The following is a 26,286-nucleotide window of genomic DNA, read 5'->3' on the forward strand; positions in this document are numbered from 1 at the left end:
CCACAATAGAAAGCAGGATGCGACGAGCGTTCACTTCAACTGCACCTAACGGTTGAGCTGAGCGGCGCGCGCGCCGGTGTATGAGCTTGGCACTTTATCCCTCACGCGTCCGCTCCAGCGATTTGTTAGACGCCCGTTCAAGGTGTGAAACGCTCGCCTGTGCGCGCATTCTCGAAGTCACGCATCTCCGAGACCAGAATATTCCCGTACTGGGACTTCTTGGACGGCTTAAGAATACCTACCACCGTGACAACCGGGCCGTTGTGGTTTCCGCCAGGGCATCCAAACTCCTGTGCGAGGCGCTCCGGGGTGCAGAGCGTGACATCTGGCCCTCCGCTTACCCCCTCGAGCGACAGCATATAGCCAGGGCAACGCTCATCTTTAAGGAAGACGCCGTGCGCGTGCACATCGAAACGGCCGCGAATCTGAGCTCGCTTCCCGTCGTGCTCCGCGTGGATGGCTGGAAGGGCGCAAACGCTTTGCGCAACGTTGGAACTAATTGCCGCGACATCCGATTCCTTCGTGCATGCAACCGCAGCGGTAGCAAGCGCGAGAGCAACTGGGAGTCGGCTACGCATGGCGCCTAACGGCTAAGCTCAGCGGCGCGCACGCAGGCGCACGAGCTTGGCACTTGACCGTGAACGCGTCCGCTGCAGCGTGTTGTTAGATCGCACATGTCGTTCCTCGACGAAGACGATTGAGTCCCTTACCTCTGAACTCTCTGGCGGATGCCCGGCAACCGTGACACCGGATCGGAGGGCTTTCGCCGAAGCTGAGGCGCAGGATGCCGCCTCGAACCCAGCGGCGCAACCACGCTTACCTTAACCCTTTGAAGTAGCTGGGCCGCGGCCTTGAGCGGACTTGCGATTGATCTCGGGGGCTCGGTCGAATATTGCTTCCGACCTGCGGACCTGGCCGGTCGATTCGGTGCGCCACCGCGATGATTGGGCGCCGCGGAACCGAAGGGAAGATTCTTGCGATGCGCCACCAGCAGCAGAAAAGATTTGTGCGGTCTAACGATTGAGCTGAGCGGCGCGCGCGTCGGTGTACGAGCTTGGCACTTTATCCCTCACGCGTCCGCTCGAGCGATTTGTTAGGCATCAATCCCCCCAGATATTGCGAAGGTGTCGCACGTAAACCTGTGGATCTTCATCGTCGCGAAAGTTGAACCCTTCGTCCTTCAAGATGCCTGCGTTGATTAGCGCCGCCACTACATGGTCCATTCGGTCGGGGTTAAGCACAGCTTCAGAATAGACAGGATTGGGCACTTCGTGCTCGTCCCACTGCGCATGCAGCGAAATGTCGTCACCAACATTCTGTATCAGATACCACGTGACAATAGCAGCGGAAACAGAATTTCCAGCTACTTCGCGCCTTGTGCTCGCGCCGACGTGATGGAATGAAACGTGCTCCCGTTTCGTTGCGTTCCAAAGGACGATTGCCGGACCCACAGATTGATGCCTAACGGTTGAGCTGAGCGGCGCGCGCGCCGATGTATGAGCTTGGCACTTTATCCATCGCGCGTCCGCTCCAGCGATTTGTTAGACGACATTCGCGATGCACGATCTAGTGGTCCCGCTTATTACCCGCTGTGATCCAGCCATCGCAAATCGCAGCAAACGTAACACAGAGTACATTCAACTCGGCTTGCGCCGCCACGACACCTTCGTGGGTCGCCAACATGGTGCGCGCGCAATAGATACTGACCGTACCGTCTTCATCGTTTATGAAGATGTCCGGCTCGTAGCCGTGAGCGGCGATTCGCTCCGAGAGAGATCGAGCCCTTTCAACGTCCGGGACGTCAATCGAAAACTCGATGCGCATGGGCTTGGACATGTCGGCGCCATGCGCCTCTACCTTTTTGAGCGCGTCACCGTCGTCATCGTCAGGGTAAAGCGTCCGCATGTCGTCTAACGATTGAGCTGAGCGGCGCGCACGCCGATGTACGAGCTTGGCACTTTATCCTTCACGCGTCCGCTCCAGCGATTTGTTATGCCGCTACTCAACTACCGACAGGCGGACTTGTTGTCCATCTTCCATGCCTTGAATCTGCGCGTGAATATCACCTGTAACCCGCACATGCTCAACGGCAGAGAGAGGAAAGCGATTCGCCGCAGCGTAACTCCCCTCTTTAAAGATCGGAAGAATCGCAAAGCTAAAACATTGACCAGGAACCAAGGCGCGACCCGAGTTGAGGAGTTCGTCTACTACCGGCGTGAGCAGCAAATCCTCAGCCAGTTCGACGTCTTCAAGCGAGGCCTCAAACTCCGCGGCCGTATCGGCGATCCTAGCCAACTTACCCGATCCCGTATCGAGACGGAAGATTTCCCCAGATGCGCGCGCATGAAACACATCGCCGGATGCGCTGACTAGCACGGGATTCCACGCGTCCTCGCGCAGGAGCCAAGACCATTCGCTCAGTGCCGAGCGCACCTCGCCAAGGTCGACGGACGCCACGAAGCGCGACCTATCGAGCGGCATAACGGTTGAGCTGAGCGACGCGCGCGCAGACGTTTGAGCTTGGCACTTTATCTTTCACGCGTTCGCTCCAGCGATTGGTTAGGCGTCGACCAGGCGACTTTCGACTTCGAGCATATGCGCAGTAATCTCATGCCCAAGTTTTCTTGCGTATTCAAATTGCGCCCTCGCAGTGTAGGCACCATAGATTCGACCGTCACCGAGTTCAACGCGCCAATCCTCGATCTGAGACGCCTGCAATTCGTATGGCGGCGCAGTAGCAGGTCTACCATCGATCGGAGGTGTCTCTATGCCCGCCATGATCGTCCCTTCTCTCAAAGAGACTACAGGCCCCCAAACGTGCTCCGTAAACCCCTTCGTGGTTAGCAGGGGATACTTCACATACGCCTGCGCTGGGTAGTCTTCAGCCAGCTCGAAAAACCTGGGCAAGGAGGCGCGAGCTTTTTCGAGTGCGGCGAGCCAAATTGGATCCGTCGTATCAATGTCCAAGCCCCTGGCGCGTCGCTTGCGACTTTGTTCCCAAGACCAAAGCCCTCCCAGGGCCAGGCCAATCAGAACGGCGAGGCCCGGAATCGATCCTAGAATTTCGCGAAGAGTCATCTTCGACGCCTAACGGTTGAGCTGAGCGGCGCGCGCACCGATGTATGAGCTTGGCACTTTATCCCTCACGCGTCCGCTCCAGCGATTTGTTAGGCGACTGTCCTGAGTACAGGATGACGCCTTCTTGAGTGGCTTGCCACTGATCTCAATTAGCATGTCGATCGCAGTCACGAGCGATGCGGTGTGGATTTTCGCGGAAACATCGTCACGTAAAGTACTGAAACTATTACGGCACCAAGCATAGTGAGCTTCGCTGTGCGAGCGCTTAAGTATCCCAGCTCGAAGTAGTAGTTTGCGACACTAAACAAGAGTACAGAGAGTAGTACTGCGCAGAAAAGCAGATGCGCGACCGATTTTGTGGTGATCATTCTATTTCCCCGCCATTAACTACCGCAGCTAACTTTTTGTGGCACACATCCCTGCCGCGATAGTTGAATTAAGAGATACGAAAGAACTGCTGACAAAGCCATCCGAGTCGCCTAACGTCTGAGCTGAGCGGCGCGCACGCCGCGGTATGAGCTTGGCACTTTATCTATCACGCGTCCGCTCCAGCGATTTGTTAGCGGGCACTACTTCACCACCGGCGTATCCATGGTCCACGCTAGCCAGACCCAGAAGATGGTGAATGGAGGTCCCAGAGCCGCAAATATCTTTACCCACTTCTCATTCACCGTCACCTGCCCGCGAAAGCCGGAGACCTGAATGAGTTTCAATGCAATGGCGAGTCTCGCCCCGCCTCGAAAATACACCCAGTAGGCGAAGGCGCAGGACAGAAGGAAGATTGAGACATACCAAGACCACACGTAGGGATCTAAATCCTGAGGGCGAAAGAAACTCCAAACGTTGGGAACGTCGCCTACAACTTGGCTGATACCCATTACAAGCCACGGCAGGATAGCAAGGCCAAAGACGCGGTGCCGCATCGTTTGTAGCTCCGCGATGTCTTCCAAGTCGTCCGTCCCGGGCGCCCCGTTTCGTGGAGCTAAGACATAAAAGTTGAGGGCTGTTACTCCGATGCAAAGCGCCCAAAAGTACTTGCCGACTAGGTCGAACATGCCGCTGCCTGTGCCCGCTAACGTTTGAGCTCAGCGGCGCGCACGCCGAGGCCTGAGCTTGGCACTTGACCGTGAGCGCGTCCGCTGCAGCGAGTTGTTAGAGCGCACATGACATTGCTACCCGAAGTCGATTGAGTCTCTTGCCACTTGGCTCTCTGGCGGATGCCCGGCAGCCGCATTGCCGGATCGAAGGGCTTTCGCCGAAGCTGAGGCGCAGAATGCCCCCGACAAACCAGCGGCGCAACCACGCTTACCTTAAGCCTTTGAAGTAGCTGGGCCGCGGACTTGACCGGACTTGCGATTGATCTCGGGGGCTCGGTCGAACAATGCTTCCGACCTGCGCACTTGGCCGCTTGATTCGGTGCGCCACCGCGATGATGGGGCGCTGCGGAACCGAAGGTGAAGTTTTTAGCGATGCGCTTGCCGAACTGCACAAAGATTTGTGTGCTCTAACGGTTGAGCTGAGCGGCGCGCACGCCGATGTATGAGCTTGGCACTTTATCCCTCACGCGTCCGCTCCAGCGATTTGTTAGGCGGCATCTGTCTACAGATCCGTGGATTGAGACAAGCTGTACATGGCATACGATACGTAGCCGGCATAGCCAATTACTACTAGGACCGAGGCCACGAAGAGATACTTGAACCGTGAGCGCAACGCCTCTCGGAATTGCCTCCAGCGGGCTGCCCCGACCAACATTGAAATGAGAGCCGCCAAATAGACCAAGAAAACGAAACCCAACATACCGGCACCGCCTAGCGAGCGGAATGGTAGCGGCAGCCGCCATGCAACCAGCAAGCAGAACATCGAAATAGCTGAGAGGCCTGCTACTACTCCGAGTGTGCCGACGAGAGGGAACATGCGTCTTTGCCGCCTAACGGTTGAGCTGAGCGGCGCGCGCGCCGGCGTTTGTACTTGGCACTTTATTTTGCACGCGTCCGCTCGAGCGATTTGTTAGGCGACATCCCGATCGCCCGTTGAAGTTTTTCTGATTCAACCTCATCGTTCGATTTATCACGCGTACGTTCCCATTCCCGTTCTACTTCCAACTGCGCTTCACGGCGTGCGTGCATTTCGCGCTCAATTCTAGGCTGAAAGATTGCCAAGAATATCGCCAAGAGAAATCCGACCCCGCTCATCACAGCCTTGCCAGCGCCGCCAAAGAATCCCCAATCACCGAAGTAGTTGCCGGCCGCGAACAAAAGCGCGGCGAGCAGGAAGCCAGATGCCGCGCGCAAAACGCTTAGCGTCATTGCCATCGCCCTTGGAAGAAGCCTGGATGGCTAGCTGTCGTGACGCTGCTGATGCGCAAGAGTGTCGCCTAACGGTTGAGTTGAGCGGCGCGCACGCCGGTGTATGAGCTTGGCACTTTATCCCTCACGCGTCCGCTCGAACGATTTGTTAGGCGGCAAACCCCACTCGACTTCGAGCTCCCGCATCATGTAGCCGGGAAGATCCTGCCCAGGAAGGGCGCGAAACTTCGCGATTGAATATACGTTGAGCGGTTTCAGCGGCAGCATGCGCGACTCGATCAGCTTACCGAGCTCGTCGTAACGGGCGTGCTTACCACCGTAGCCGGGATGAGACTCCTGCGCCGCTTGGCCGGAGTGAAATGCTCGCTCCCAGGTGCGCCAGATCTGCCAACGTTCAATCTCAAGGCCGAACGTCTCCGCATCAACAGGAGTCAACTCAAACGTTTCGGCCCAATCATCTGCGGCCTTATCCCACTGGCTCTTATATCGATGAGGCACACCACCGTAGTCGGCCAGCCCTTCGCGAGGACCGTCGTAGTAGTCCGACACCGTATGGACTCGCTCATACGCCACGCTTGCCGCCTAACGGTTGAGCTGAGCGGCGCGCACGCCGGCGCACGCACTTGGCACTTTATCCGACACGCGTCCGCTCGAGCGATTTGTTAGAGCGCAACACGAACAGTTCCCAGAGATATTCCTTTCGTTTGTGGCGTACCCTACCAAACGTCGTAGCTGCCATCAGCAAGTCGCCCTAATTTGGCGTCAGGACATCGGCACGTGCCAGTCCCGTGGGCAACTTTGGTTTCCAGCACCAAGAAGATGTTGTCACCTCTGACCTGCGCCTTGACCGCCTTGCACACAAGCCCTGATTTCATTGTGCTCGGCTTATTAGTGATCGCGTTAAGGCCCGCCACGTCCGCCTGGATCGGCAATGACCATCTGCCATTTGATTGAACAGGTGTGCCGACTTTAAGCCCGCCAACGGCAGTAACAAAGCTCCAAGTCTGCTCCTCCGAATGTGCACCCGCGCAGCCAAGCACCAACACAAGGACGGACAGGGTTGTAAGAGGACGATTCATTGCGCTCTAACGGTTGAGTTGAGCGGCGCGCAGGCCGGTGTATGAGCTTGGCACTTTATTCCTCACGCGTCCGCTCCAACGAGTTGTTAGATGGCGCGCGCGACTTCGTCATTGTGTAAGCCAGAACGCGGCGACGAAAGTTGGCACGGCCGCGGCGAGCAGGACCGCATACTGCGGCCATCGAACTGAAGTCGAGTCGAAACGTAGCGACTGGACCGCCAAGACACTCGCTACTACAAGGCAGACAACGGCGATTGCCGCCGAGACCAACAGAACCACAAGAAGTGTGAGTGAGTAGTTGAACGACTGCGCCGTGACCGGGCCGCCCCGAATGAGGAGCAATGCGGCGCAAATCAGGATTGCAGGCACCACGTACGCTGCAAGTGCCCAGCGTATGCTGCCCGGCAACATGGCTCCTAGGCCTGGCGATGAGAATTCTCGTGCCATCTAACGTTCGAGCTGAGCGGCGCGCACGCCGGTGCATGAGCTTGGCACTTTATTTTGCACGCGTCCGCTCGAGCGATTTGTTAGGTGTCATTCTTGGGCTCGCAGAACTGCAACAGCCACTGCGCGTGTTTGCTGCCTGGTCTCGCCTCGCGCACTAGGGATTTAAGACGGCGCCGTGATGTATCTGGTTTGGCGGAAACCAAGTCGGCTAGCGCCGCAGAGAATCCGTCGTTGTCGTGCCCATCTTCCAAACCCCGCTGGTACGCGTCAAGCAAGACTGGCAGCGCCTCTACAACGCCAAGATCCGACAGAGGCCAAGCAGCCGCTTCCCGTACGAAGAAGCTGTCGTCGTTAAGAAGGTCGATCAGTCTGGGAACGTCCTCAATGGTTGCTTTGGCCTGAAGTTCCGCAGCCGCTTCGACCGCAACGTCGTCGCTCGCTACATCGCGCAGCGCCTTGACCACTCGTTGCCAGTCATGCGGGCTCATGACACCTAACGTTTGAGCTCAGCGACGCGCGGCGCTGCGACGTTGAACGAAGCTGGTTGATCTCGATGGCTCGCACGACGAACGGCCGAGAACCTGATGGCCGCGTGTTCGCTGCAGCGATTTGTTAGCCGGCGTCGCGCCGAGGGTTCGAGTCTGATGGGCGATAACATGCGGGCAAGCGTAACCCTCGAACTACCTTCGAGCAAAGGGCGACTTGACCGAAGCCGATGAAGTTGGCAAAGCCAAGGACCGCAGCGGCCGTTTGCCGCCCTCGACCGTTCGAGCCCCTGCTGCGTTTCGAGTGTTACCACCTGCGAAGCAGCCCTACACACCGCAACGAATACCAAAGACTGAGCCGCAACATCGGCGGCCGCGGCAACGAAGAGTTCTTCACGCACTTGGTGCTGCGACCAACTCATGTCGAGACCCAGCCGGATAACGGTTGAGCTGAGCGGCGCGCGCGCCGACGTTTGAGCTTGGCACTTTATCTCGCACGCGTCCGCTCCAGCGATTTGTTAGAGGGCATCATGGTCGGACAAAGAATATGACATAGCCGACGCCGAGTGCGGCGACAGCTACGTAGCCGAGGAAAATACGATCCGTGATGAGCACAAAGCCGCCGAGGCGCGCACTCTGAGAATCACGCAGCTCCTTGTGCCGCCCTTCACCAAGAAACCTACGAACCTGCGCGAAGTTTGAAGTGTCAAGGTTCGCTAGGGGCATTGGCGAGCCGAGGGAAAGCCAAGTGTCGTGCTCGTGCCGTTTGAGCTGAACGTAGAAGGCTATGTTGCAAATTGCTACGACCAGGAATACGGCGCCTAGCCCTGCAGCGCTCGCGATGAGAACAATTTCTGCGCTCACGTTCCTGCCCTCTAACGGTTGAGCTGAGCGGCGCGCACGCCGACGTATGAACTTGGCACTTTATCCCTCACGCGTCCGCTCGAGCGATTTGTTAGGCGGCAAAGTCGTCATGGACTTGCCTCGTCTTGATCGATGCGGAGTAAGGCAGCGACGCACCAATAGCGCCTAAGGTGTTCTCGTAAGCGGCGAGAAGTTCTTGAAGCCGCGACGCAACCGCGAACGTAGCGTAATACGCCTCCTCGTCACCACGGTTCTTCGCGTGGCCTAGCGCCGATGCCAGCTCATCGAACATGGAAGAAAGTGAATCGCCCTGGACTACTACGCCGGGAAAGCGGCGACCAGGAAGCTGAACGATTCCGCTGTTCGGCACTTCGGCGAGTATTGGTGCGCTGAGGTTCGACATTGGGCTTTGCCGCCTAACGGTTGAGCTGAGCGGCGCGCGCGCCGACATACGAACTTGGCACTTTATCTATCACGCGTCCGCTCCAGCGATTTGTTAGACGGCATGTCGGCGGAGGACCTGATTTCCCCAGCGTCGACTCTCTGGATACGGGGATTTCTAAAGCGGACGAATCTGAACCATCCGCCTCGTCCATGCCACCAACTGGCGATCAGCGCCGCACCGAACGCAGCGGCCAGGCAAACCAAAAAGACCAATGCTGTTCCCCAACTGATATGCATACCTTTCACATTCGTGAAGGTGTCAGCAGCGTCGCCATTCGCAACGTGCAGCGCGGCCCGAATTCCGAAGAGAATGAAAGTGACTCCCGTGACGCCAATTGCGGCGCGGCGGAACCACTGGTTTGATCGGAGGCTCATGCCGTCTAACTCTTATTAATGGTCGGTAACGGAGTTTCTGGACATTTACCGCTGATTAACACGCTGCACTCCCTCGCTCCCAGCGCTTACGCTGGCGCCACTCTCTTTCTGCCACATCCCGAAGCGCAATGACAGAACTCCGCCTGCTCGACCGCGTACGCGGCCGGATTCGCGCGCGCCACTACAGCTTGCAGACCGAAAAGGCTTACCTGCAATGGATTCGGCGTTATGTGGAGTTTCACGATTACATCAATCCGGCCGACCTGCAGGCCGCGGACATCGAGCGCTTCCTCACCATGCTTGCGGTCGATCGCAAGGTCTCGGCATCAACCCAGAATCAGGCCCTCGCCGCGATTCTCTTCCTTTACAAGGAAGTGCTTTGCATCGAACTGCCGCGCCTTACGCAGATCATTCGTGCCAAGGCCTCGCAGCATCTGCCAGTCGTACTGACGGCTTCGGAAGCCGAGCGTGTGCTCGCGGCGATGAATGGCACACCCCGAGTGATCGCCAGCCTCTTGTACGGCTCCGGCCTGCGAGTCTCCGAAGGTCTCCGCCTGCGCATCAAGGATGTGGACTTCGGTTACCGGCAAATCGTGGTGCGCGACGGCAAAGGCCAGAAAGACCGCATCACCATCCTTCCGGCGTCGCTCACTCCCGTTCTGCAAAAGCATTTCGAGCGCATCCGCGCTCTGTACGACAGCGACCGCATCAATCGCCGGCCCGGCGTAATGCTGCCGCGGGCGCTCGCAGCCAAATACCCGGCCGCGGCAACTTCATGGTCTTGGTTCTTCGTATTCCCCGCGCGCGGCTTCTGCCGCGATCCCTACGATGGCGGGATGGTGCGTTTCCATACGCACCCCAAACACATGCAACGGGCCGTACAAGTGGCGGTGCAGGAAGCCGGTATCGACAAGCCGGCTTCCTGTCATACGTTTCGACACTCGTTCGCAACACACCTGCTCGAGAGCGGCTACGACATCCGCACAGTGCAGGAATTGTTAGGCCACGCGGACCTCAAGACCACGATGATCTACACACACGTCCTCAACAAGGGAGGCCGCGGAGTCGTCAGCCCGCTCGATCGTTAGATCTTGATCGGAAACGCTTCCTTACCCGCGTACTTCACCTTGCCACCCAGTTCGCCCTCGATGCGCAGCAGCTGGTTGTACTTGGCAATCCGATCCGAACGCGACATCGACCCCGTTTTGATCTGGCTCGCGCTGGTCGCGACGGCAATGTCCGCAATCGTCGCGTCTTCCGTCTCGCCCGAACGGTGCGACACGATCGACGAATAACCCGCATCCGCCGCCATCTTGATCGCCGCCAATGTCTCGGTGAGCGTTCCGATCTGGTTCACCTTGATCAGGATGGAATTGGCGATCTTCTTGTCGATGCCTTCCTTCAGGATCTTGGTGTTCGTGACGAACAAGTCGTCACCCACGAGCTGCACGTCCTTGCCCAGTGCTTTCGTCAGCGTCGCCCAGCCGGCCCAGTCCTGCTCGGCCATGCCATCTTCGATGCTGATGATGGGGTACTTGGCCGCGAGCTTCGCGAAATACTTCACGAACTCATCCGAAGTGAACTTGCGCCCTTCGCCATGCAGATCGTACTTGTTCTTCTTGTAGAACTCCGAAGCCGCGACATCCATGCCGAGATAGATCTGCTTGCCGAGCTTGTACCCGGCCTTCTCGACGGCCTGGATGATCACCTTGATACCAGCCTCGTTCGACGACAGGTTCGGCGCAAAGCCGCCCTCATCGCCGACCGCGGTCGTGAGCTTCTTCGCCTTCAGAATGCCTTTCAGCGTGTGGAAGATCTCCGCGCCATAACGCAGCGCTTCGCTGAACGAAGGCGCGCCGACCGGGATGATCATGAACTCCTGCACGTCGAGAGAATTGTCCGCATGCGCGCCGCCGTTGATGACGTTCATCATCGGCACGGGCATCACGGGCTCGCGGCCCTTCGCCAGGTACTTCCACAACGACTGCTTGCTGTCCTGCGCCGCCGCCTTCGCGTTCGCGAGCGAAATGGCGAGCAGCGAGTTGGCGCCGAGATTGCCTTTGTTATCCGTCCCGTCGAGGTCGATCATGATCTGATCGATCCCTTCCTGGTCGGCGGTGTCCTTGCCTAACAACGCGGCCTTGAGCACGGTGTTGACGTTCTTGACGGCCTTGAGCACGCCCTTGCCGCCGTAGCGCTTCTTGTCGCCGTCGCGCAGCTCGACGGCTTCGCGCGTGCCGGTGGACGCACCCGACGGCACGGCCGCGCGGCCCACCACACCGGAATCCAGAATCACATCGGCTTCAACCGTGGGATTGCCGCGTGAATCGATTACCTCGCGGCCGACGATTTCAACGATACGACTCATAGAAGCGATTCCTCGAAGGGTTGTTGTTTGACTGCGCTGTCGAGCGCCTTGAGCGTCGTCAGCAAATGTTCCATGCGCCCGAGCGGCCAGGCATTCGGCCCGTCGCTGAGCGCCTTGGCGGGATCCGGATGAGTTTCCATGAACACGCCCGCCACGCCCGAGGCGACGGCGGCACGCGCCAGCACGGGAATGTGTTCGCGCTGCCCGCCGGAGCTCGCGCCCTGTCCGCCCGGTAGTTGGACGGAATGCGTGGCGTCGAACACCACCGGCGCGCCGGTGGCGCGCATGATCGCGAGCGAACGCATGTCGCTCACGAGATTGTTGTAGCCGAACGAAAACCCGCGCTCGCACACCATGATCTGCTCGTTGCCGGTGGAACGCGCCTTGTCGACGACGTTCTGCATCTCCCAGGGCGAGAGGAACTGCCCCTTCTTGATGTTCACGGGCTTGCCCTGCGAACACACGGCGACTATGAAATTGGTCTGGCGGCACAGGAACGCCGGCGTCTGCATGACGTCGACGACGCTCGCGACTTCGGCGAACGGGGTGTCCTCGTGCACGTCGGTGAGCACGGGCACGCCGATCTTGTCCTTGACACCTTGCAGCACCTTCAAGCCGGCGTCGATGCCGGGCCCGCGGAAGCTCTTGGTCGAGGAGCGGTTTGCCTTGTCGTACGAGGCCTTGAAGATGAACGGCACGCCGAGACGCGTGGTGATCTCTTTCAACGTGCCGGCGATCTGCTGCGTGAGGGTGTCACCCTCGATGACGCAGGGTCCGGCGATGAGAAACATCGGCCGGTCGATACCGACCTGGAAATTGGCGAGTAACACGGGCACCCGGGGTCGAAAAGGAGGTGCGAAGAATACACGGCTCGGCCGCGCAACGCTGCCGTGCGCTCGAAGCAGGCCGCCAAGCGGAAATCCGCCCGGTAGCCCGACGTCTGAACGGCGTCAGAACCGCCAATACCCCTGCGTCAACCAGGTGATCGCATCGACCCGCTCATTGGAGCCGCAGTCCCGTTCGTCCGTACGGCCCTTGCGCTCGGCATGCACCGCGCGGAGCAGGATGCCGATGGTGTGGCTCGCGACCGCCGATCGCGCCCTCGGTAGTTTGGGCTTGCGTGCCTTGAAGACCTCCGCGCCGTCGGTGGCGAGGATGCGGCCGTTGAAAGTAGTCACGGTGTACTCGGGACCGAGGCCGCGCACGCTCCCTGCTGACCCTCGCCGCCCGCGGTGCGCGGTGCGCGAAATCGCGACACCCGTGATGTGGCTCGGCGAATTCGAGCGCTGATCGAATCCGGTGCCGATCCATGATCGTCGCCCTTGCCTGCTTTAATTGGAAAGAGAGAAACGAAACGAAACAGAGCGTAAGATAATTTCGTTTTGTAGCAATAGCCTAAGCAGACCCCCAAACGATACTTCGCGCCGTGAACGAAAGCCCCCGAACCGCGGTAACCCGCGACACCAGTCAGCGCCGTCATCAAATCAGCGAGCTCGTGCGCCAGCACGGCAGTGTGCAAGTCACTGCCCTGGCTCGCAGATTCAACGTGAGCGCCCAGACGGTACGCAAGGATCTGCGCTATCTCACCGAGCGCGGTGTCATGGCACGCGCCTACGGCGGAGCGATAGACAGCAAGGTGGTCCGCGCCACACCCGCGGAACCGCCTTACGAGGCGAAGCGCACCGTCCATCTCGACGAGAAGCGTCGCATCGGTCTGCGCGCCGCCGCATTGGTGAAGCCCGGCGACACCATCGCCATCGATTCCGGCACGACGGCAATTCAGCTTGCCGAGGCGTTGCCCAACATCGAAGTGACCGTGGTCACGAATGATTTCGGAGTGCTCACCGCGCTCACCGCCAAGGAAGAGATCCGCATCGTGATGCTGGGCGGCGAATTGCGCCGCAAGAGCATGGCGTTTTATGGCGGGCTCACGGTCGAAGCGCTCGATGCGCTACACGTCGACATGTTGTTCCTCGGCGTGGACGGCTTCGATCTCGAGCGCGGCATCACCACGCACTACGAACCGGAGGCCATGCTCAACCGCAAGATGGTCCAGGGCGCGCGCGTGGTCATCGCCATTACGGACAGCTCGAAATTCGGCACCACCTGCCTGCACCGGATCATCCCGATCAGCGAACTCGACGTGCTGATCACGGACACCAACGCCCCGGAAGACATCCGCCACGCCAGCCAGCAGCTCGGGTTCGAGCTGCTGCTCGCGTGAGGCTTACTTCCCGAGCCTGAAAAACGCGCGCGCGTTGCGGTAGTAGATCTTGTCGATCACCGCGCGTGGCAGCGCCAGCCCGGGTACATCCGCCTTGATCATCTCGACGCGCTGGGGCTCATCGGTCGCCAGGTAACGCCAGTCGGAAAGCCACGTTTCATGCGCGGATTTGCGTATTTCGGCGCCATCCTCGCCGGGGTTCTCGGTCAGATCGGTGCCGTACAGCAGGCGGTCCTGGTACTTGATGAAGAAGGCACGCACCTTCTCGCGGTCGCGCACCGACTGGTACTGCACCTGGCTCATGCGCGCGGCGAGATCCGCGCTGGCGTTGGGCCACTTGTCGAGGAAGGCCGCGAGTACCTCGACATCGTATTCCAGGCTCGCCATGTGTGCGCCGTCGAAGCGTAGTGTGGGATGCGCGGCGACGAAGCGATCGCGCGCTGCCATCAGGTCCGCGTGGCTCGGTTGCTCTGGATGCAGGAACATGTGGTACTGCGGATGCGCCTCGAAATACTCCCGGTCGTTGTCCGTCGTCATCTGATCGAGCGGCAGCCAGCAGTTGTATGGCTCGCCCTGGTGGGCGATCAAAGCGAGGCCTAGCTTCTCCAGCTGGTCCGCGACGGGGCCGAACGCCGGATCGTCGAGCATGACGAGCGAGCCATCGGCGCGTTTTTCGATCATGCCGATGTTCTTCCAGACCTTGACCGCGCGCGCACCGAGCGCCGCGGACTTCGCGAGCTCCGCCTGCACTCGCGCGGACCATCCGGGCTCGCCGAATGCTTTCATCGAGAACGTGGCGGCCCAGTGCACGCGTTTCGGATCCTTGCGCACCAGCGCCAACGCGGCATCGCGCTGCAGATCGAGCGCGGGGAAATCCGGGTAGTCCACGTTGATGGACATCACCTCGAAGCCGTCCGCGCGCACCTGCTCGAGTAGTGCCGACGGCACCACGTTCATGTGCACGTGCGAATCGAATTTTTTCGTGCGCGCGAAGTCCGCCATCGTGTACGGCGATGCCGATGCGGACGAAGATGTCGCAGCGGCTGCGGATGGCATCGTGGCGATGGCCAGCACAGCCAGGGCGACCGCTCGCAAGGCTTCCATTTGAATCCCCTTAGTAATATAACGAAACTTATATACTACAAATCGCAACGTCTGGATGAATCCATGAGCCCCATCAAGCGTCGCACCGTCCTCCAGATCGCTTCCGGAACGGCCGCCCTCGCCCTGCTGCCGACCGCGCGCGCCGCGGCCAGTGATGTTCCGAAGGGGACCCGCGCCGTGGCGGCGGATGGAGTGCTGTCCATCGCGTTCGACTCGGCCCTGAAGACGGCAATCACGGCGCGCGGAAAACTGCTCGCGCCCTGGCAGGCCAGCGAGAGCCTGTTGCTGGCTTCGGGTGAAGCCCAGGGCCTCTCCTTCTCATCCGAAAAATCCGAACTCCTCTCCGATGCCGTTCGCGGTCCTGGCCGCCGCACGGTCGTCACAGGCCGTTCGGCCGCGGGTCTCGAGAAAGGAGTGCGCGTCGACTTCTTCGATCGGTATCCCGGGCTTGCGCTGCTGCAGGTCGCCTGGCGCAACGGCGGAACCGCGGCTCTCGAGGTGAAGGGCTGGCGCAATGCCGCGCACGAGCTGCCGGTCGCACCGGGCGGCTTCTGGAGCTTCTCGGGCGCCACTCATGAAGACCGGCGTGACTGGGTGCAGCCGCTTACCGGTGGCTTCGAGCAGCGCAACAGCTTGTCGATGACTGCGTCGGACTACGGCGGCGGTACTCCGGTCGCCAATATCTGGCGGCGCGACGCGGGGCTTGCGGTGGGACACGTCGAGCGCGTGCCGCGGCTGCTCGATCTGCCGGTGCTCCAGACGGCCAGCGGCGCGAGCATCGCGATCGAGAGCCTGGCGGAATCCACGCTCGAGCCGGGCCAGACACTGACCACCGATCTCACGTTCCTGATCGCCCATACCGGAGACCACTTCGCGCCGCTCGCGCTGTACCAGCGTTACATGCAGGACTCCGGGATCGTGGCGCCCAAGGCGCCGCCATCGGCATTTGGCGCCGTGTGGTGTGCCTGGGGCTACGAACGCAACTTCACCACCGAACAGGTGCTCGCCACGCTGCCGAAGGTGCGCGAACTCGGGTTCGAGTGGGCCGTGCTCGACGACGGCTGGCAGACCAACGAAGGCGACTGGCATCTCGATCGCACCAAGTTCCCGCGCGGCGATGCCGACATGAAGGCCTTCACGGCCGCCGTGCGCGCGCAGGGCATGCGCCCGCGCCTGTGGCTCGCGCCGCTCGCGGCCGACCCGGGCAGCGACGTGTTGCACGATCACCCGGACATGTTGCTGCTCGACCCCGACGGATCGGTACAGAAAGTGAGCTGGTGGAACGCATTCACGCAGTGCCCGGCGTACCAGCCCACGGTGGATTACTACGTGGCGCTCACGCGCAAGATCATCGGCGATTGGGGCTTCGACGGCATCAAACTCGACGGCCAGCATTTGAACGGGGTGGCGCCCTGCTACAACCCCGCGCACAAACACGCGCACCCGACCGACTCGGTCGAGAAGTTAGGCGATTTCTGGGCCGCGATCCACAAGGCCGCGCACGACCTCAAACCGGATGCGGTGATCGAGCTGTGCCCGTGCGGCACGGCATTCGCTTTCCACAATCTCCCGGCCACCGACCAGTTTCCTTCGTCCGATCCCTTGTCGTCCTGGCAGGTGCGCAGCAAGGGCAAGAGCGTCAAGGCGCTGATGGGCGGGCGCAGCAGCTACGCGGGCGATCATGTGGAACTCAGCGACGGCGGCAACGATTTCGCCTCCAGCGTGGGCGTCGGCGCCGTGATCTCGACCAAGTTCACCTGGCCGAAGGACACCGACCGACCGGTCGACAATTTGCCGCCGGGCGGGTTCGTGCTGAATCCGGAGCGGGAAGCGTTGTGGCGCAAGTGGGTGGCTATCTACAAGGAACACCGGCTATCGCAAGGTGAGTATCGCGGCGCGCTGTACGACATCGGCTTCGACCAGCCCGAGGCGCATGCGATCGCGAAGGATGGCGCGATGTACTACGCGTTCTACGCGGCGCAGTGGAAAGGCCCGGTGCAGTTGCGCGGGCTCGGCAAGGGAAGTTACCGCCTGCACGACGTCTTCAACGACCGCGATCTCGGCGCGGTCGATGCGCGCGCGAACACGTTGGATACGACTTTCGAAAAATTCCTGTTGTTGCGAGCGACACCGGCCTGAGGGCGCCCGGCGAAACCGGGTCAGCGGCGTTCGCGGAAAGAGAACGTCAGCGTTTTTCCGGCGCAAGGCCGCGGATCGGGGCCGAAAACCGCGCGTGCTCCACGGGGTCGACCGGCCTGTGACGCACCTTGGTGCTGGCCGGGTCCTTGCCCAGAAAGTTGTCGCCCTTCCAATTCTTTGAAGGCCGGATCGGCCGCGGCACGAAGCCCCCACCGCAGTTCGGACACACATTGCCGAGGACGGCATCCACACACGCGGCGCAGAACGTGCACTCGTACGTACAGATACGCGCCTCGAGCGAATCCGGCGGCAACGCCTTGTTGCAGTGCTCGCAGGTGGGCCGGAGTTCGAGCATGGCGCCGCGTACCTCGACTCAGGCGGTCGCGGCTTCCGGCATCTGCGCGGCGCGTGCGATGCGCGCGGCTTTCACGAAGCCGGCGAACAACGGATGCCCGTCGCGCGGCGTCGAGGTGAACTCGGGGTGGAACTGCGTAGCCACGAACCACGGGTGGCCGGGTAGTTCGATGATTTCCACCAGGTCGTCCTTCGACAGGCCCGAGAAGCGGAAACCCGCCTGGGTGTAGCGGTCGCGGTACTTGTTGTTGAACTCGTAGCGATGACGATGCCGCTCGCGCACGGTCTCGTCGCCGTAGATGGACCGCGCCAGCGTATTCGCGCCCACGAACACGTCCTGCGCGCCGAGGCGCATCGTGCCGCCCTTGGCGGCGCCATCGTCGCGCTTCTGCTCGCCCTTCGCGGCGTCCTGCCATTCGGTGATCAACGCGATGACCGGATGCGCGCTCGCGCGGTTGAACTCCGTGCTGTTGGCATTCTCGAGGCCGAGCGCATGACGTCCGTATTCGATGCACGCCAGCTGCATTCCGAGGCAGATGCCGAGGTACGGAATCTTGTTCTCGCGCGCGAACCGCACCGCGGCGATCTTGCCTTCGATGCCGCGCTCGCCGAAGCCGCCCGGTACGAGGATCGCGTCCATGCCCTTCAGCGCGTGCGTGCCGTGTTTCTCGATGTCGGTGGATTCGATGTAGTGCACATTCACGCGAGTCCTGGTCTTCACGCCGGCGTGGGTCAGCGCCTCGTTCAACGAGATGTAGCTGTCCTTCACCTGCACGTATTTGCCGACCATCGCGATGTCGACCTGGCCGTCCGGGTTCGCCTTCGCCGCGACCACCTGCTTCCACTCGGTGAGATCGGCCGGCGGGACGTTGAGACGCAGCTTGTCGACCACGATCTCGTCGAGGCCCTGCTCGTGCAGCAGCATCGGGATCTTGTAGATGTCGTCGGCATCGATGCCGGAAATGACGGCGCGCTCCTCGACGTTCGTGAACAACGCGATCTTGCGGCGCTGCTCGTCGGGCAGCGGATTCTTGCAGCGGCACAGCAACACGTCGGGCTGGATACCGATGCCGCGCAGTTCCTTCACGCTGTGCTGCGTGGGCTTGGTCTTGATCTCGCCCGAACCGCCGACGATGGGCACCAGCGTGAGATGCAGGAACACGCAGTTGTTGCGCCCCAGCTCGACGCCCAACTGGCGGATGGCCTCGAGAAACGGCAGCGATTCGATGTCGCCGACCGTGCCGCCGATTTCCACCATGCAAACGTCGGCATCGCCGGCGCCTAGCTGGATGGAGCGCTTGATCTCATCGGTGATGTGCGGGATGACCTGCACCGTCGCGCCGAGATAGTCGCCGCGGCGTTCCTTGGCGATCACGCGCTCGTAGATGCGGCCGGTGGTGAAGTTGCTGTGCCGACCGGTGGTCGTGCGCACGAAGCGCTCGTAGTGGCCGAGGTCGAGGTCGGATTCCGTGCCGTCATTCGTGACGAACACTTCGCCGTGCTGGAACGGGCTCATCGTGCCCGGATCCACATTGATGTACGGGTCGAGCTTGACCATGGCGATCTTGAGGCCACGGCCTTCGAGAATGGCACCGAGCGAGGCGGCGGCAATGCCCTTCCCCAACGAGGAAACGACGCCACCGGTGACGAATACAAATCTGGTCATTTGGGAGCCCGCCGCGTGGTGAAACCGAAGACGCAAGATGCGCGTGTCGACGGGCCGGCAGGGTAACAAAACCGACACGCCCGCGAAACCTTTGCGGGGTCGGCCGGCAGAAATTTAACGGCCGTGGAATCTCAATCGCGCGCGGCGCCGGGATTTGACCGTGGCAGCCACCGACGCGTCGATCCAGCGATCGCCGGCGCAGATGAGGCGATCGCCCGCGAACAGCAGCGGCAGGCGCACGCGTTCGTCGACCGGAATCTTTGCGCCTTGCAGCAGCGACTTGAGCGTTTGGGTACGCGCGCGCGGGCCGGGTCGCAGTTTTTCGCCGCCGCGCCGCGGGCGCAGCGTGAGTGTCGCGGGAAGTTTGTCGAGATCGATGTCGCCGTCTGGGTCTTCGACGAGCGACAGGATTTCCCCCGCGGTGTTCACGATCAACTCGCGCTCATCTTTCCAGCGCCATGATTTCAATGTGGATTCGTTCGCGGTTTTGTGCCCGACTTCAGGGATCACTTGAAGTTCGAGGCGTCCCGCGCGCCGCCGCAGCACGCCGCCCGGCAAGCGGATCTCGGGATGCGAATCGGCGCTCGCGGCCAGCATCGGGCCGAGGATTTCACGCAGCCAGTTCGCCTGCGGCGGTTCCATTCCGGCGCGCGTCACGAACCCACGGACCAGATTGCGTTGCCGGGCGGCCGGCAGCGCGCGCAACGCGGCGATGTTGAGCCCCGCTCCATCCGCGGTGACGGCGAGGTCGGCGCCCGCCTGGGCGTCGAGCAGCCGCTGTGCTTCGGCCATGTGGCCGGCGCTGCGCGCGATGGCGAGGTCCACGCCCGGCCAGCGTTCGCGGATGGCGGGCATCACGCGATGGCGCAGGAAGTTGCGGCCGAAGGCGGTCTGCTCGTTGGTGGGGTCATCGACCCAGCGCAGTGTGTGGGCTTGCGCATATTCGAGGATTTGCGCGCGGGAAGTGTCGAGCAGCGGCCGCGCGATCTGGCCGGGTCCGAAATTCGCGATGGCCGGCATCGCGGCGAGGCCGGCGACACCGGCGCCGCGGAACAATTGCAGCAGCAGGGTTTCCACCTGGTCGTCGCGATGCTGGGCGGTGACCAGTACCTCGCCCGGTTCCATCGCCTGACTCAGCAGCGCGTAGCGCGCCTCGCGGGCCGCGGCTTCCGGCGAGTCGCCGCGCTTGCGTTTGATGTCGGCGCGTAGTGCCACGAACGGCAGGCGCCAGGACCTTGCCATCCGTGCACAGTGGCGCGTCCATTGCGCACTCGCGACTTGCAATCCGTGGTCTACGTGGAGCAGGCGCAGGCTCGCGACCTTGCGGCGCCCTGCAACGAGCGCGTGCGCCAGCGCGGTGGAATCGATGCCGCCACTGAATGCGACGGCGACTCGCGGCTGCGTGCCGACCAGCTCGATCAGACGACTTGCCGCGTCGAATGTGGGCCGCGTACCCATTTGCTAGGAAACGGGGAATGTCCCCACCGACATCAATTGGCGACTTCGCTGTAGACGCCGAAGCTGTCGATGCGGGTATTGCGTTGCGCGCGCAGTTTGTCGGGCGGCAGTTTCTCGAGTTCGCCCAGATGTTTGAGCAAAGCGGCCTTGATGGTGTCGGCGACCGCCTGCGGATTGCGATGCGCGCCGCCCACGGGTTCCGGCAGCACCTGGTCCACCAGTTTGAGTTTGCTCAGGCGATCGGCGGTGAGGTTCATGGCGTCCGCCGCGACTTCCTTCTTGTCGGCGCTCTTCCACAGGATGGACGCGCAGCCCTCGGGCGAGATGACCGAGTAGGTAGAGAACTGCAGCATGAGCAGCCGGTCGCACACGCCAATGGCGAGCGCGCCGCCCGAGCCGCCCTCGCCGATCACGCAGCTGATGATGGGAATGCCCATCACCGACATCTCGAACAGGTTGCGCGCGATGGCTTCGGACTGGTTGCGCTCCTCGGAGCCGACGCCTGGATAGGCGCCCGGCGTATCGATGAACGTGATGAGCGGCAGGCGGAATCTTTCGGCGAGGCGCATGAGCCGCAACGCCTTGCGATAACCCTCGGGTTTGGGCATGCCGTAGTTGCGGCGCACGCGTTCTTTCGTATCGCGGCCCTTCTGGTGGCCGATCAACATCACGGGAGTGTCATCGAGCCGCGCGGGCCCGCCGATGATGGCGAGATCGTCGCCGTACATGCGATCGCCGTGCAGCTCGTGGAAGTCCTTGAAGATGAGCGCGGCGTAATCGAGCGTGTACGGGCGCTGCGGATGACGCGCGAGCTGAGTGATCTGCCAAGGGCTGAGATTGGCGAAGATGTTCTGCGTGAGCTGTTCGCTCTTGGCCTGCAGGCGCGTGATCTCTTCCTGAATGTTGACGGCCGTGCCCGACGGAACGTGTTTCAGTTCTTCGATCTTGGCTTCAAGTTCGGCGATCGGCTGCTCGAAATCGAGGAAATTCACTGCCATAGGGCCGCGAGGATATCGGAATTGACCGAAAAGGGGACATGCCTATTTTTCGTCCGAAAAATAGGCATGTCCCCTTTTCGGCCTCTACCCACTGATTGAAGTGACTCCGGCGCTCACCGGCGGCGGGCTGTAGAGCACGGCGATCCGGCCCCGGCCCAATAACTTCTCGAGTTCCTCGATCAGCGCCGGCGAGGGCCGGACATTCCATTCGGCGCCGAAGGAATAGGTGCCCTTGGCGACCGCGCCGAAGAACTGCACGGCGACGTGACAGCCACCGCCTTTGTACTGGGCGAGGACGGCCTGCAATCGATCGAGCGGCAGCGCATCCGTGGACTTCACCTTGAGCACGATGCGGCGGGCTTCCTTCTCGCGCAGGCGCTCGAGCTCGCTGACCTTGTTTGCGCGCAGCACCCAGGTATTGGCGAACTCGTCGAAACGCAGCTTGCCTTCGATCAGCAACAGCGAATCCTTCACCAGAATCTCGCGGTACTGCTGGAAAGTTTCGTCGTAAAACCCGACGGCAATGCGGCCGGAATCGTCGTCCAGCAGGATCTCGGTGCGCGGCCCGCGCTTGCGCAGTTCTTCCACCACCCCGGCGATCGCCACCGGCTTGCCGCCGAAGAAGGCGCGCCCACCCTCGCCGCTCGACTGCGGTTTTTCCTGCTCGAGGTAATCGGCAATACGCCCGGTGATGAACCTCGGCAGATCGTTGACGAAGCGGTCGATGGGATGCCCGCTGATCGCGCGGCCCAGCGATTCGCGCTCGGCACGCAGCCGCACGGTGTCCGTCCACTCGGGTTGATCGGGCGTGCGCGCGCGTACCACCTCGGGCACATGCGCGGCGCTCAAGCCGAAGATGTCGTGCTGGCCGGTTTCGTTGGCCTTGCTGTTCTGCTCGCCCAGCGCCAAGGCAGCGTCCAGCCGGTGCATCAGCGTCGCGCGATTCGTCGCGAGCCCGTCGAGGCTGCCGGATTTGATCAGGGCTTCGAGCACGCGCCGGTTGACGCGCGACAGATCGAGCCGGCGGCACAGGTCTTCGAGGCTGGTGTAATCGCCATTCGCCTTGCGTTCGCCGACGATGGCATCGACCGCGCCCTCGCCCACGCCCTTGATCGCGCCCAGCCCGTAACGGATGGTCTTGTCATCGACGACCGCGAATTCGTACGCCGAGAGATTCACGTGCGGCGGCAACACGGTGAGGCCGACTTCCTTGCGGCAGTCGTACAACATCCCGACTACCTTGTCGGTGTGGTCCATGTCGGCGCCGAGGACCGCCGCCATGTAGGACGCGGGCTCGTGTGTCTTGAGCCAGCCGGTCTGATACGACAGCAACGCGTACGCGGCCGAGTGCGACTTGTTGAAGCCGTAGCCCGCGAACTTTTCCATCAGGTCGAAGATGTGCGCGGCCTGCGCTTCGGGCACGTGGTTCTTGATGGACCCATCGATAAAAATCGAACGCTGCTTGGCCATCTCCTCGGGTTTCTTCTTGCCCATCGCGCGGCGCAGCAGGTCGGCACCGCCGAGCGTGTAGCCGGCCAGCACCTGCGCGATCTGCATCACCTGCTCCTGGTACAGGATGACGCCGTAGGTGGGCGCGAGCACCGGCTGCAGCGACGGATGTAGATAGTCGATCGGCGGCGCGTGGGGGTCGTTGCGGCTGTGTTTGCGGTCGATGAAGTCGCCGACCATGCCCGATTCGAGCGGACCCGGGCGGAACAGCGCCACCAGCGCGATGATGTCCTCGAAGGTGTCGGGCTTGAGGCGCCGGATGAGGTCTTTCATGCCACGGGATTCCAGCTGGAACACCGCCGTGGTCTTCGCCTCCTGCATGAGCTTGAACGTGGCCGCGTCGCCCATGGGCAACAACGCGATGTCGAGCAGCGCTTCGCCGCTGCCCGCACGCCGGGCGTTGATGATCTTCACCGCGCGATCGATGACGGTCAGCGTGCGTAATCCCAGGAAGTCGAACTTCACCAGGCCCGCGGCTTCGACGTCGTCCTTGTCGAACTGCGTGACGACGCTGCCGCCCTTGTCGTCGGCGTACAGCGGCGCGAACTCGGTGAGCTTCGAGGGCGCGATGACCACGCCGCCGGCGTGCATGCCGGCGTTGCGCGTCAGGCCTTCGAGGGACTTCGCGAGATCGATGAGGTTCTTGATCTCCTCGTCGTCCTTGTAGAGCTTCTTGAGCTCGGGCTCCTTCTCGAGCGCGTCATCGAGCGTGATGCCGAGCTCGAACGGGATGAGCTTGGCGATCTTGTCGACGTAGCCGTAACCCATGCCGAGCACGCGGCCTACATCGCGCACCACCGCCTTCGCGGCCATGGTGCCGTAGGTGATGATCTGCGAGACGCGTTCGCGGCCGTATTTCTGCGAGACGTAGTCGATGACGCGATCGCGGCCGTCCATGCAGAAGTCGATGTCGAAGTCGGGCATCGACACGCGTTCCGGATTGAGGAAACGTTCGAACAGCAGGTCGTACTTGAGCGGGTCGATGTCGGTGATGCCGAGACTGAACGCCACGAGCGAGCCGGCGCCCGAGCCGCGGCCCGGCCCCACCGGCACGCCGTTGGCGCGCGCCCAGCGGATGAAATCCGCGACGATGAGGAAGTAGCCCGCGAAACCCATCTGGCAGATGACGCCGAGTTCGCGTTCGAGGCGCGGGCGGTATTCGGCGATCCGTGCCTTTTGCGCTGCGTCGAAGGCCCGTTCGCGCAATTCGAAACCCGCTTCCGACTCGGCGCGGATGAACGCTTCGACCGTGACGCCCTCCGCAAGCGGAAAGTTGGGCAGCCGCGATTCGCCGAGCTTGAGCGGCAGCGAACAACGCCGCGCGATCTCCACGGTGTTGCTCAAGGCCTCCGGGATGTCGGCGAAGAGTTCGGCCATCTCCGGCGCGGAGCGCAGGTACTGGGATTCGGTGTACTTGCGCGGGCGGTTCGGATCCGTCAGCTGCAGGCCTTCCGAGATGCAGACGCGCGCTTCGTGCGATTCGAAATCGTCGCGCGACAGGAACCGCACGTCGTTGGTGGCCACCACGGGGACCTGCGTCTGCTGGCTGATACGCACGGCGGCCGCGACCTGCGTTTCATCCTCGGGGCGCCCCAGGCGCTGCAACTCGAGGTAGTAGCGGTCGCCGAACAGCTGCTGCCATTCGCGCGCGAGATTGAGCGCGTCGGGCTCGCGGCCGTTGGCGATGGCGCGGCCGACGTCGCCCGCAGGGCCGCCCGACAGGGCGATCAGGCCCTGGGTGGTCTGCGCGTCGAGCCAGGCGCGGTCGATGAGCGGCACGCCGCGATCCTGGCCTTCGAGGTAGGCGCGCGTGATGAGGTTGGTGACGTTCTGGTAGCCGTCCGGGTCCTTGCACAGCAACGTGAGCCGCGTCGGCAGCGCGCGTTCGCCGCGGCCGCGCAACAACACGTCCACGCCGATGATGGGTTTGACGCCGTGCTTCAACCCCTCGCGGTAGAACTTGACCATCGCGAACAGGTTGTTCTGGTCGGTGACCGCGATCGCCGGCATGCCGAGCTGCGCGGTCTTTTCGACCAGCTCGGGAATGCGCACCACACTGTCCTGCAACGAAAATTCGGTGTGCAGGCGCAGGTGGATGAACGCAGGTTGCATGGCGCGCGAGTTTACACACGAACGCGCACATAAAATGGCTTGCAAATCTTTCAGAGACTTGCGCGACGATTCAAAAAGGGGACATGCCTATTTTCTGAAAAAGGGGACAGATCTATTTTTCGTGGACGTTGGTTCGAGTGCGGCATAGCTACCGGCGAAAAATAGATCTGTCCCCTTTTTCAGAAAATAGGCATGTCCCCTTTTAGAGGCTGCCTTGGAGCGACAGGTACCAGCCGTGCTGGCCCGGCATCATCGCGATGCGTCCGATATCTGCGTACGCCGCCGTGATCGAAAAATGCTTGCTCGGAAAATACGCGGCGAAAACGTCCCAATAGTCCTGCTCTTCGAACGAGCCGAGGTTGTCGGGCTTCTGCCGATACTCCGCGCCCACGACGACGGCATCACTGACGAACATCGCCGCGCTGAATTCGGCGTTGACGCTGCGGCTTTGCTGGCGATCGCCGCCAAAACCCAGGATTCCGAACTGGTTGCCGCGCGTCGCGCGCAGCGTCGCATTCACCAGCCAGGTGCGCGAGAACGGGCCGGCAAGATAGACCTTGGTAGCCGCGAGATACACATCGACGTCCTCGGCATCGCGCGCGCCGAGCAACGCGGGCACGAAATCGAAATCCCGGTTCTTCTTGTACTGCAGTCCGAGCGACAACTGCGGATACCAGCGATCCTGGTCGTACACGGCGTCGCCGAGCAGGCGCACTTTCGCGCCGATCACATCCACAGCGATGGATTCACCCGGAATGATCTCATCGAGATCGAAACGCTGCCGCGCGTACGACACCTCCACGCGATCGTGGAAACCGACCGCGACCCCGCAACTGCGCAGATCGAACTTCTGCACGCGGGCTTCCGTGCAAAAGCCGCTGCCACCGGTCTGCGCGTCACTGCCGAGCCCCGCGATCAACGCCCACGGCACCGCGCCACCGCCCGCGCTGCCTTCGATCTGCGCGACGCCGCCCGTAGCCAGCAACCGGCTGCTGCCCGCCAACGCGTCCGGCGCAATCCACGCGAACGCCACGATCGGCAAAACCTGCAGGATCCGGCGGGCGAAGCGGCGGCCGCGCGAGCCGCGTGAAACATCGTTCAAGACTGCGATTCCTCCCCGAAGTGCGATAGGGATCACACTCGGCACGGCGCCCTTGTCGGGGCACTCAAACAACGGCGCGAATTGTCCGCAAATCGCCGCGGAAATTCCGTGAAGGTGTGAGTCGTTTCAATGGCCGGAGCGGCTGCCGGATCGATAATTCCACCCCGTCAGATT

At 61.8% G+C, this 26,286-nt stretch carries 24 protein-coding genes; 3 read left to right on the top strand and 21 right to left on the bottom strand.

Translation table 11 applies throughout. The features are described from left to right. Positions 1-1,100: 1,100 nt before the first annotated feature. From WDO72_01935 to WDO72_01985, 11 genes are all read right to left on the bottom strand, one after another. The gene (locus WDO72_01935; GenBank protein MEJ0084417.1) at positions 1,101-1,451 is read right to left on the bottom strand and encodes a hypothetical protein; all 351 of its coding nucleotides are present in this window, start codon (positions 1,449-1,451) and stop codon (positions 1,101-1,103) included. 115 nt (positions 1,452-1,566) lie between these two features. Then, positions 1,567-1,905 carry a ribonuclease E inhibitor RraB gene (locus WDO72_01940; GenBank protein MEJ0084418.1) on the bottom strand — a complete coding sequence of 113 codons (339 nt, stop codon included), beginning with the start codon at positions 1,903-1,905 and terminating at the stop codon, positions 1,567-1,569. 93 nt (positions 1,906-1,998) lie between these two features. Further along, positions 1,999-2,457 (bottom strand): T6SS immunity protein Tdi1 domain-containing protein, encoded by a 459-nt coding sequence (locus WDO72_01945; GenBank protein ID MEJ0084419.1) that lies wholly within the window; start codon positions 2,455-2,457, stop codon positions 1,999-2,001. A 102-nt stretch (positions 2,458-2,559) separates the two neighbouring features. Further along, positions 2,560-3,078 (bottom strand): DUF2314 domain-containing protein, encoded by a 519-nt coding sequence (locus WDO72_01950; GenBank protein MEJ0084420.1) that lies wholly within the window; start codon positions 3,076-3,078, stop codon positions 2,560-2,562. 569 nt (positions 3,079-3,647) lie between these two features. After that, positions 3,648-4,133, bottom strand: a complete 486-nt coding sequence (locus WDO72_01955) for a hypothetical protein (GenBank protein MEJ0084421.1) — start codon at positions 4,131-4,133, stop codon at positions 3,648-3,650. A gap of 921 nt (positions 4,134-5,054) precedes the next feature. Beyond that, complete coding sequence (locus WDO72_01960; protein MEJ0084422.1) at positions 5,055-5,384, bottom strand: hypothetical protein; 330 nt, start codon at positions 5,382-5,384, stop codon at positions 5,055-5,057. Between the two features lie 117 nt (positions 5,385-5,501). Beyond that, a complete protein-coding gene (locus WDO72_01965; GenBank protein MEJ0084423.1) occupies positions 5,502-5,933 on the bottom strand; it encodes a hypothetical protein in 432 nt (143 codons plus the stop codon). Between the two features lie 1,057 nt (positions 5,934-6,990). Continuing rightward, the gene (locus WDO72_01970; GenBank protein ID MEJ0084424.1) at positions 6,991-7,398 is read right to left on the bottom strand and encodes a HEAT repeat domain-containing protein; all 408 of its coding nucleotides are present in this window, start codon (positions 7,396-7,398) and stop codon (positions 6,991-6,993) included. 525 nt (positions 7,399-7,923) lie between these two features. After that, complete coding sequence (locus WDO72_01975) at positions 7,924-8,259, bottom strand: hypothetical protein (GenBank protein MEJ0084425.1); 336 nt, start codon at positions 8,257-8,259, stop codon at positions 7,924-7,926. A gap of 91 nt (positions 8,260-8,350) precedes the next feature. Continuing rightward, the gene (locus tag WDO72_01980; protein MEJ0084426.1) at positions 8,351-8,662 is read right to left on the bottom strand and encodes a hypothetical protein; all 312 of its coding nucleotides are present in this window, start codon (positions 8,660-8,662) and stop codon (positions 8,351-8,353) included. A 62-nt stretch (positions 8,663-8,724) separates the two neighbouring features. Beyond that, entirely contained in the window at positions 8,725-9,078 is a 354-nt protein-coding gene (locus tag WDO72_01985; GenBank protein ID MEJ0084427.1) for a hypothetical protein, read from the bottom strand. Positions 9,079-9,206: 128 nt separating this feature from the next. On the opposite strand from WDO72_01985, the gene WDO72_01990 reads away from it, so the two are divergent. After that, positions 9,207-10,166, top strand: a complete 960-nt coding sequence (locus WDO72_01990; GenBank protein ID MEJ0084428.1) for an integron integrase — start codon at positions 9,207-9,209, stop codon at positions 10,164-10,166. On the opposite strand, the gene eno is transcribed toward WDO72_01990, so the two are convergent. The 3 genes from eno to WDO72_02005 all read right to left on the bottom strand — a co-directional run bounded on the left by eno (position 10,163) and on the right by WDO72_02005 (position 12,624). Continuing rightward, positions 10,163-11,446, bottom strand: coding sequence for a phosphopyruvate hydratase (gene eno / locus WDO72_01995; GenBank protein ID MEJ0084429.1), 1,284 nt, complete (start codon positions 11,444-11,446; stop codon positions 10,163-10,165). The genes WDO72_01990 and eno overlap by 4 nt on opposite strands. Further along, on the bottom strand, positions 11,443-12,276 hold the full coding sequence (kdsA, locus tag WDO72_02000) for a 3-deoxy-8-phosphooctulonate synthase (protein MEJ0084430.1): 834 nt from the start codon (positions 12,274-12,276) through the stop codon (positions 11,443-11,445). The genes eno and kdsA overlap by 4 nt, the downstream gene beginning before the upstream one ends. Before the next feature lie 120 nt (positions 12,277-12,396). After that, a complete protein-coding gene (locus tag WDO72_02005) occupies positions 12,397-12,624 on the bottom strand; it encodes a hypothetical protein (protein ID MEJ0084431.1) in 228 nt (75 codons plus the stop codon). Between the two features lie 248 nt (positions 12,625-12,872). On the opposite strand from WDO72_02005, the gene agaR reads away from it, so the two are divergent. Beyond that, positions 12,873-13,670 carry a transcriptional repressor AgaR gene (gene agaR / locus WDO72_02010; protein MEJ0084432.1) on the top strand — a complete coding sequence of 266 codons (798 nt, stop codon included), beginning with the start codon at positions 12,873-12,875 and terminating at the stop codon, positions 13,668-13,670. 3 nt (positions 13,671-13,673) lie between these two features. Here agaR and WDO72_02015 read toward each other — a convergent pair whose 3' ends face one another. After that, positions 13,674-14,774, bottom strand: a complete 1,101-nt coding sequence (locus WDO72_02015; protein MEJ0084433.1) for an amidohydrolase family protein — start codon at positions 14,772-14,774, stop codon at positions 13,674-13,676. A 63-nt stretch (positions 14,775-14,837) separates the two neighbouring features. Between WDO72_02015 and WDO72_02020 the strand changes: the two genes are divergently transcribed. Beyond that, positions 14,838-16,913, top strand: a complete 2,076-nt coding sequence (locus WDO72_02020; protein MEJ0084434.1) for a glycoside hydrolase family 36 protein — start codon at positions 14,838-14,840, stop codon at positions 16,911-16,913. Positions 16,914-16,959: 46 nt separating this feature from the next. Here WDO72_02020 and WDO72_02025 read toward each other — a convergent pair whose 3' ends face one another. From WDO72_02025 to WDO72_02050, 6 genes are all read right to left on the bottom strand, one after another. Further along, positions 16,960-17,268: a DUF1272 domain-containing protein gene (locus tag WDO72_02025; protein ID MEJ0084435.1), complete on the bottom strand. Its 309-nt coding sequence runs from the start codon at positions 17,266-17,268 to the stop codon at positions 16,960-16,962. Between the two features lie 18 nt (positions 17,269-17,286). Further along, entirely contained in the window at positions 17,287-18,933 is a 1,647-nt protein-coding gene (locus WDO72_02030; GenBank protein MEJ0084436.1) for a CTP synthase, read from the bottom strand. Between the two features lie 114 nt (positions 18,934-19,047). Then, entirely contained in the window at positions 19,048-20,391 is a 1,344-nt protein-coding gene (gene tilS / locus WDO72_02035; protein ID MEJ0084437.1) for a tRNA lysidine(34) synthetase TilS, read from the bottom strand. Positions 20,392-20,423: 32 nt separating this feature from the next. After that, positions 20,424-21,389 carry an acetyl-CoA carboxylase carboxyltransferase subunit alpha gene (locus tag WDO72_02040; GenBank protein ID MEJ0084438.1) on the bottom strand — a complete coding sequence of 322 codons (966 nt, stop codon included), beginning with the start codon at positions 21,387-21,389 and terminating at the stop codon, positions 20,424-20,426. Positions 21,390-21,473: 84 nt separating this feature from the next. Next, positions 21,474-25,010: a DNA polymerase III subunit alpha gene (gene dnaE / locus WDO72_02045; protein MEJ0084439.1), complete on the bottom strand. Its 3,537-nt coding sequence runs from the start codon at positions 25,008-25,010 to the stop codon at positions 21,474-21,476. Positions 25,011-25,212: 202 nt separating this feature from the next. After that, the gene (locus tag WDO72_02050) at positions 25,213-26,112 is read right to left on the bottom strand and encodes a DUF3034 family protein (GenBank protein MEJ0084440.1); all 900 of its coding nucleotides are present in this window, start codon (positions 26,110-26,112) and stop codon (positions 25,213-25,215) included. Positions 26,113-26,286: the final 174 nt, after the last annotated feature.

This window comes from Pseudomonadota bacterium (genome assembly GCA_037200975.1).
Lineage (GTDB): Bacteria > Pseudomonadota > Gammaproteobacteria > Steroidobacterales > Steroidobacteraceae > CADEED01.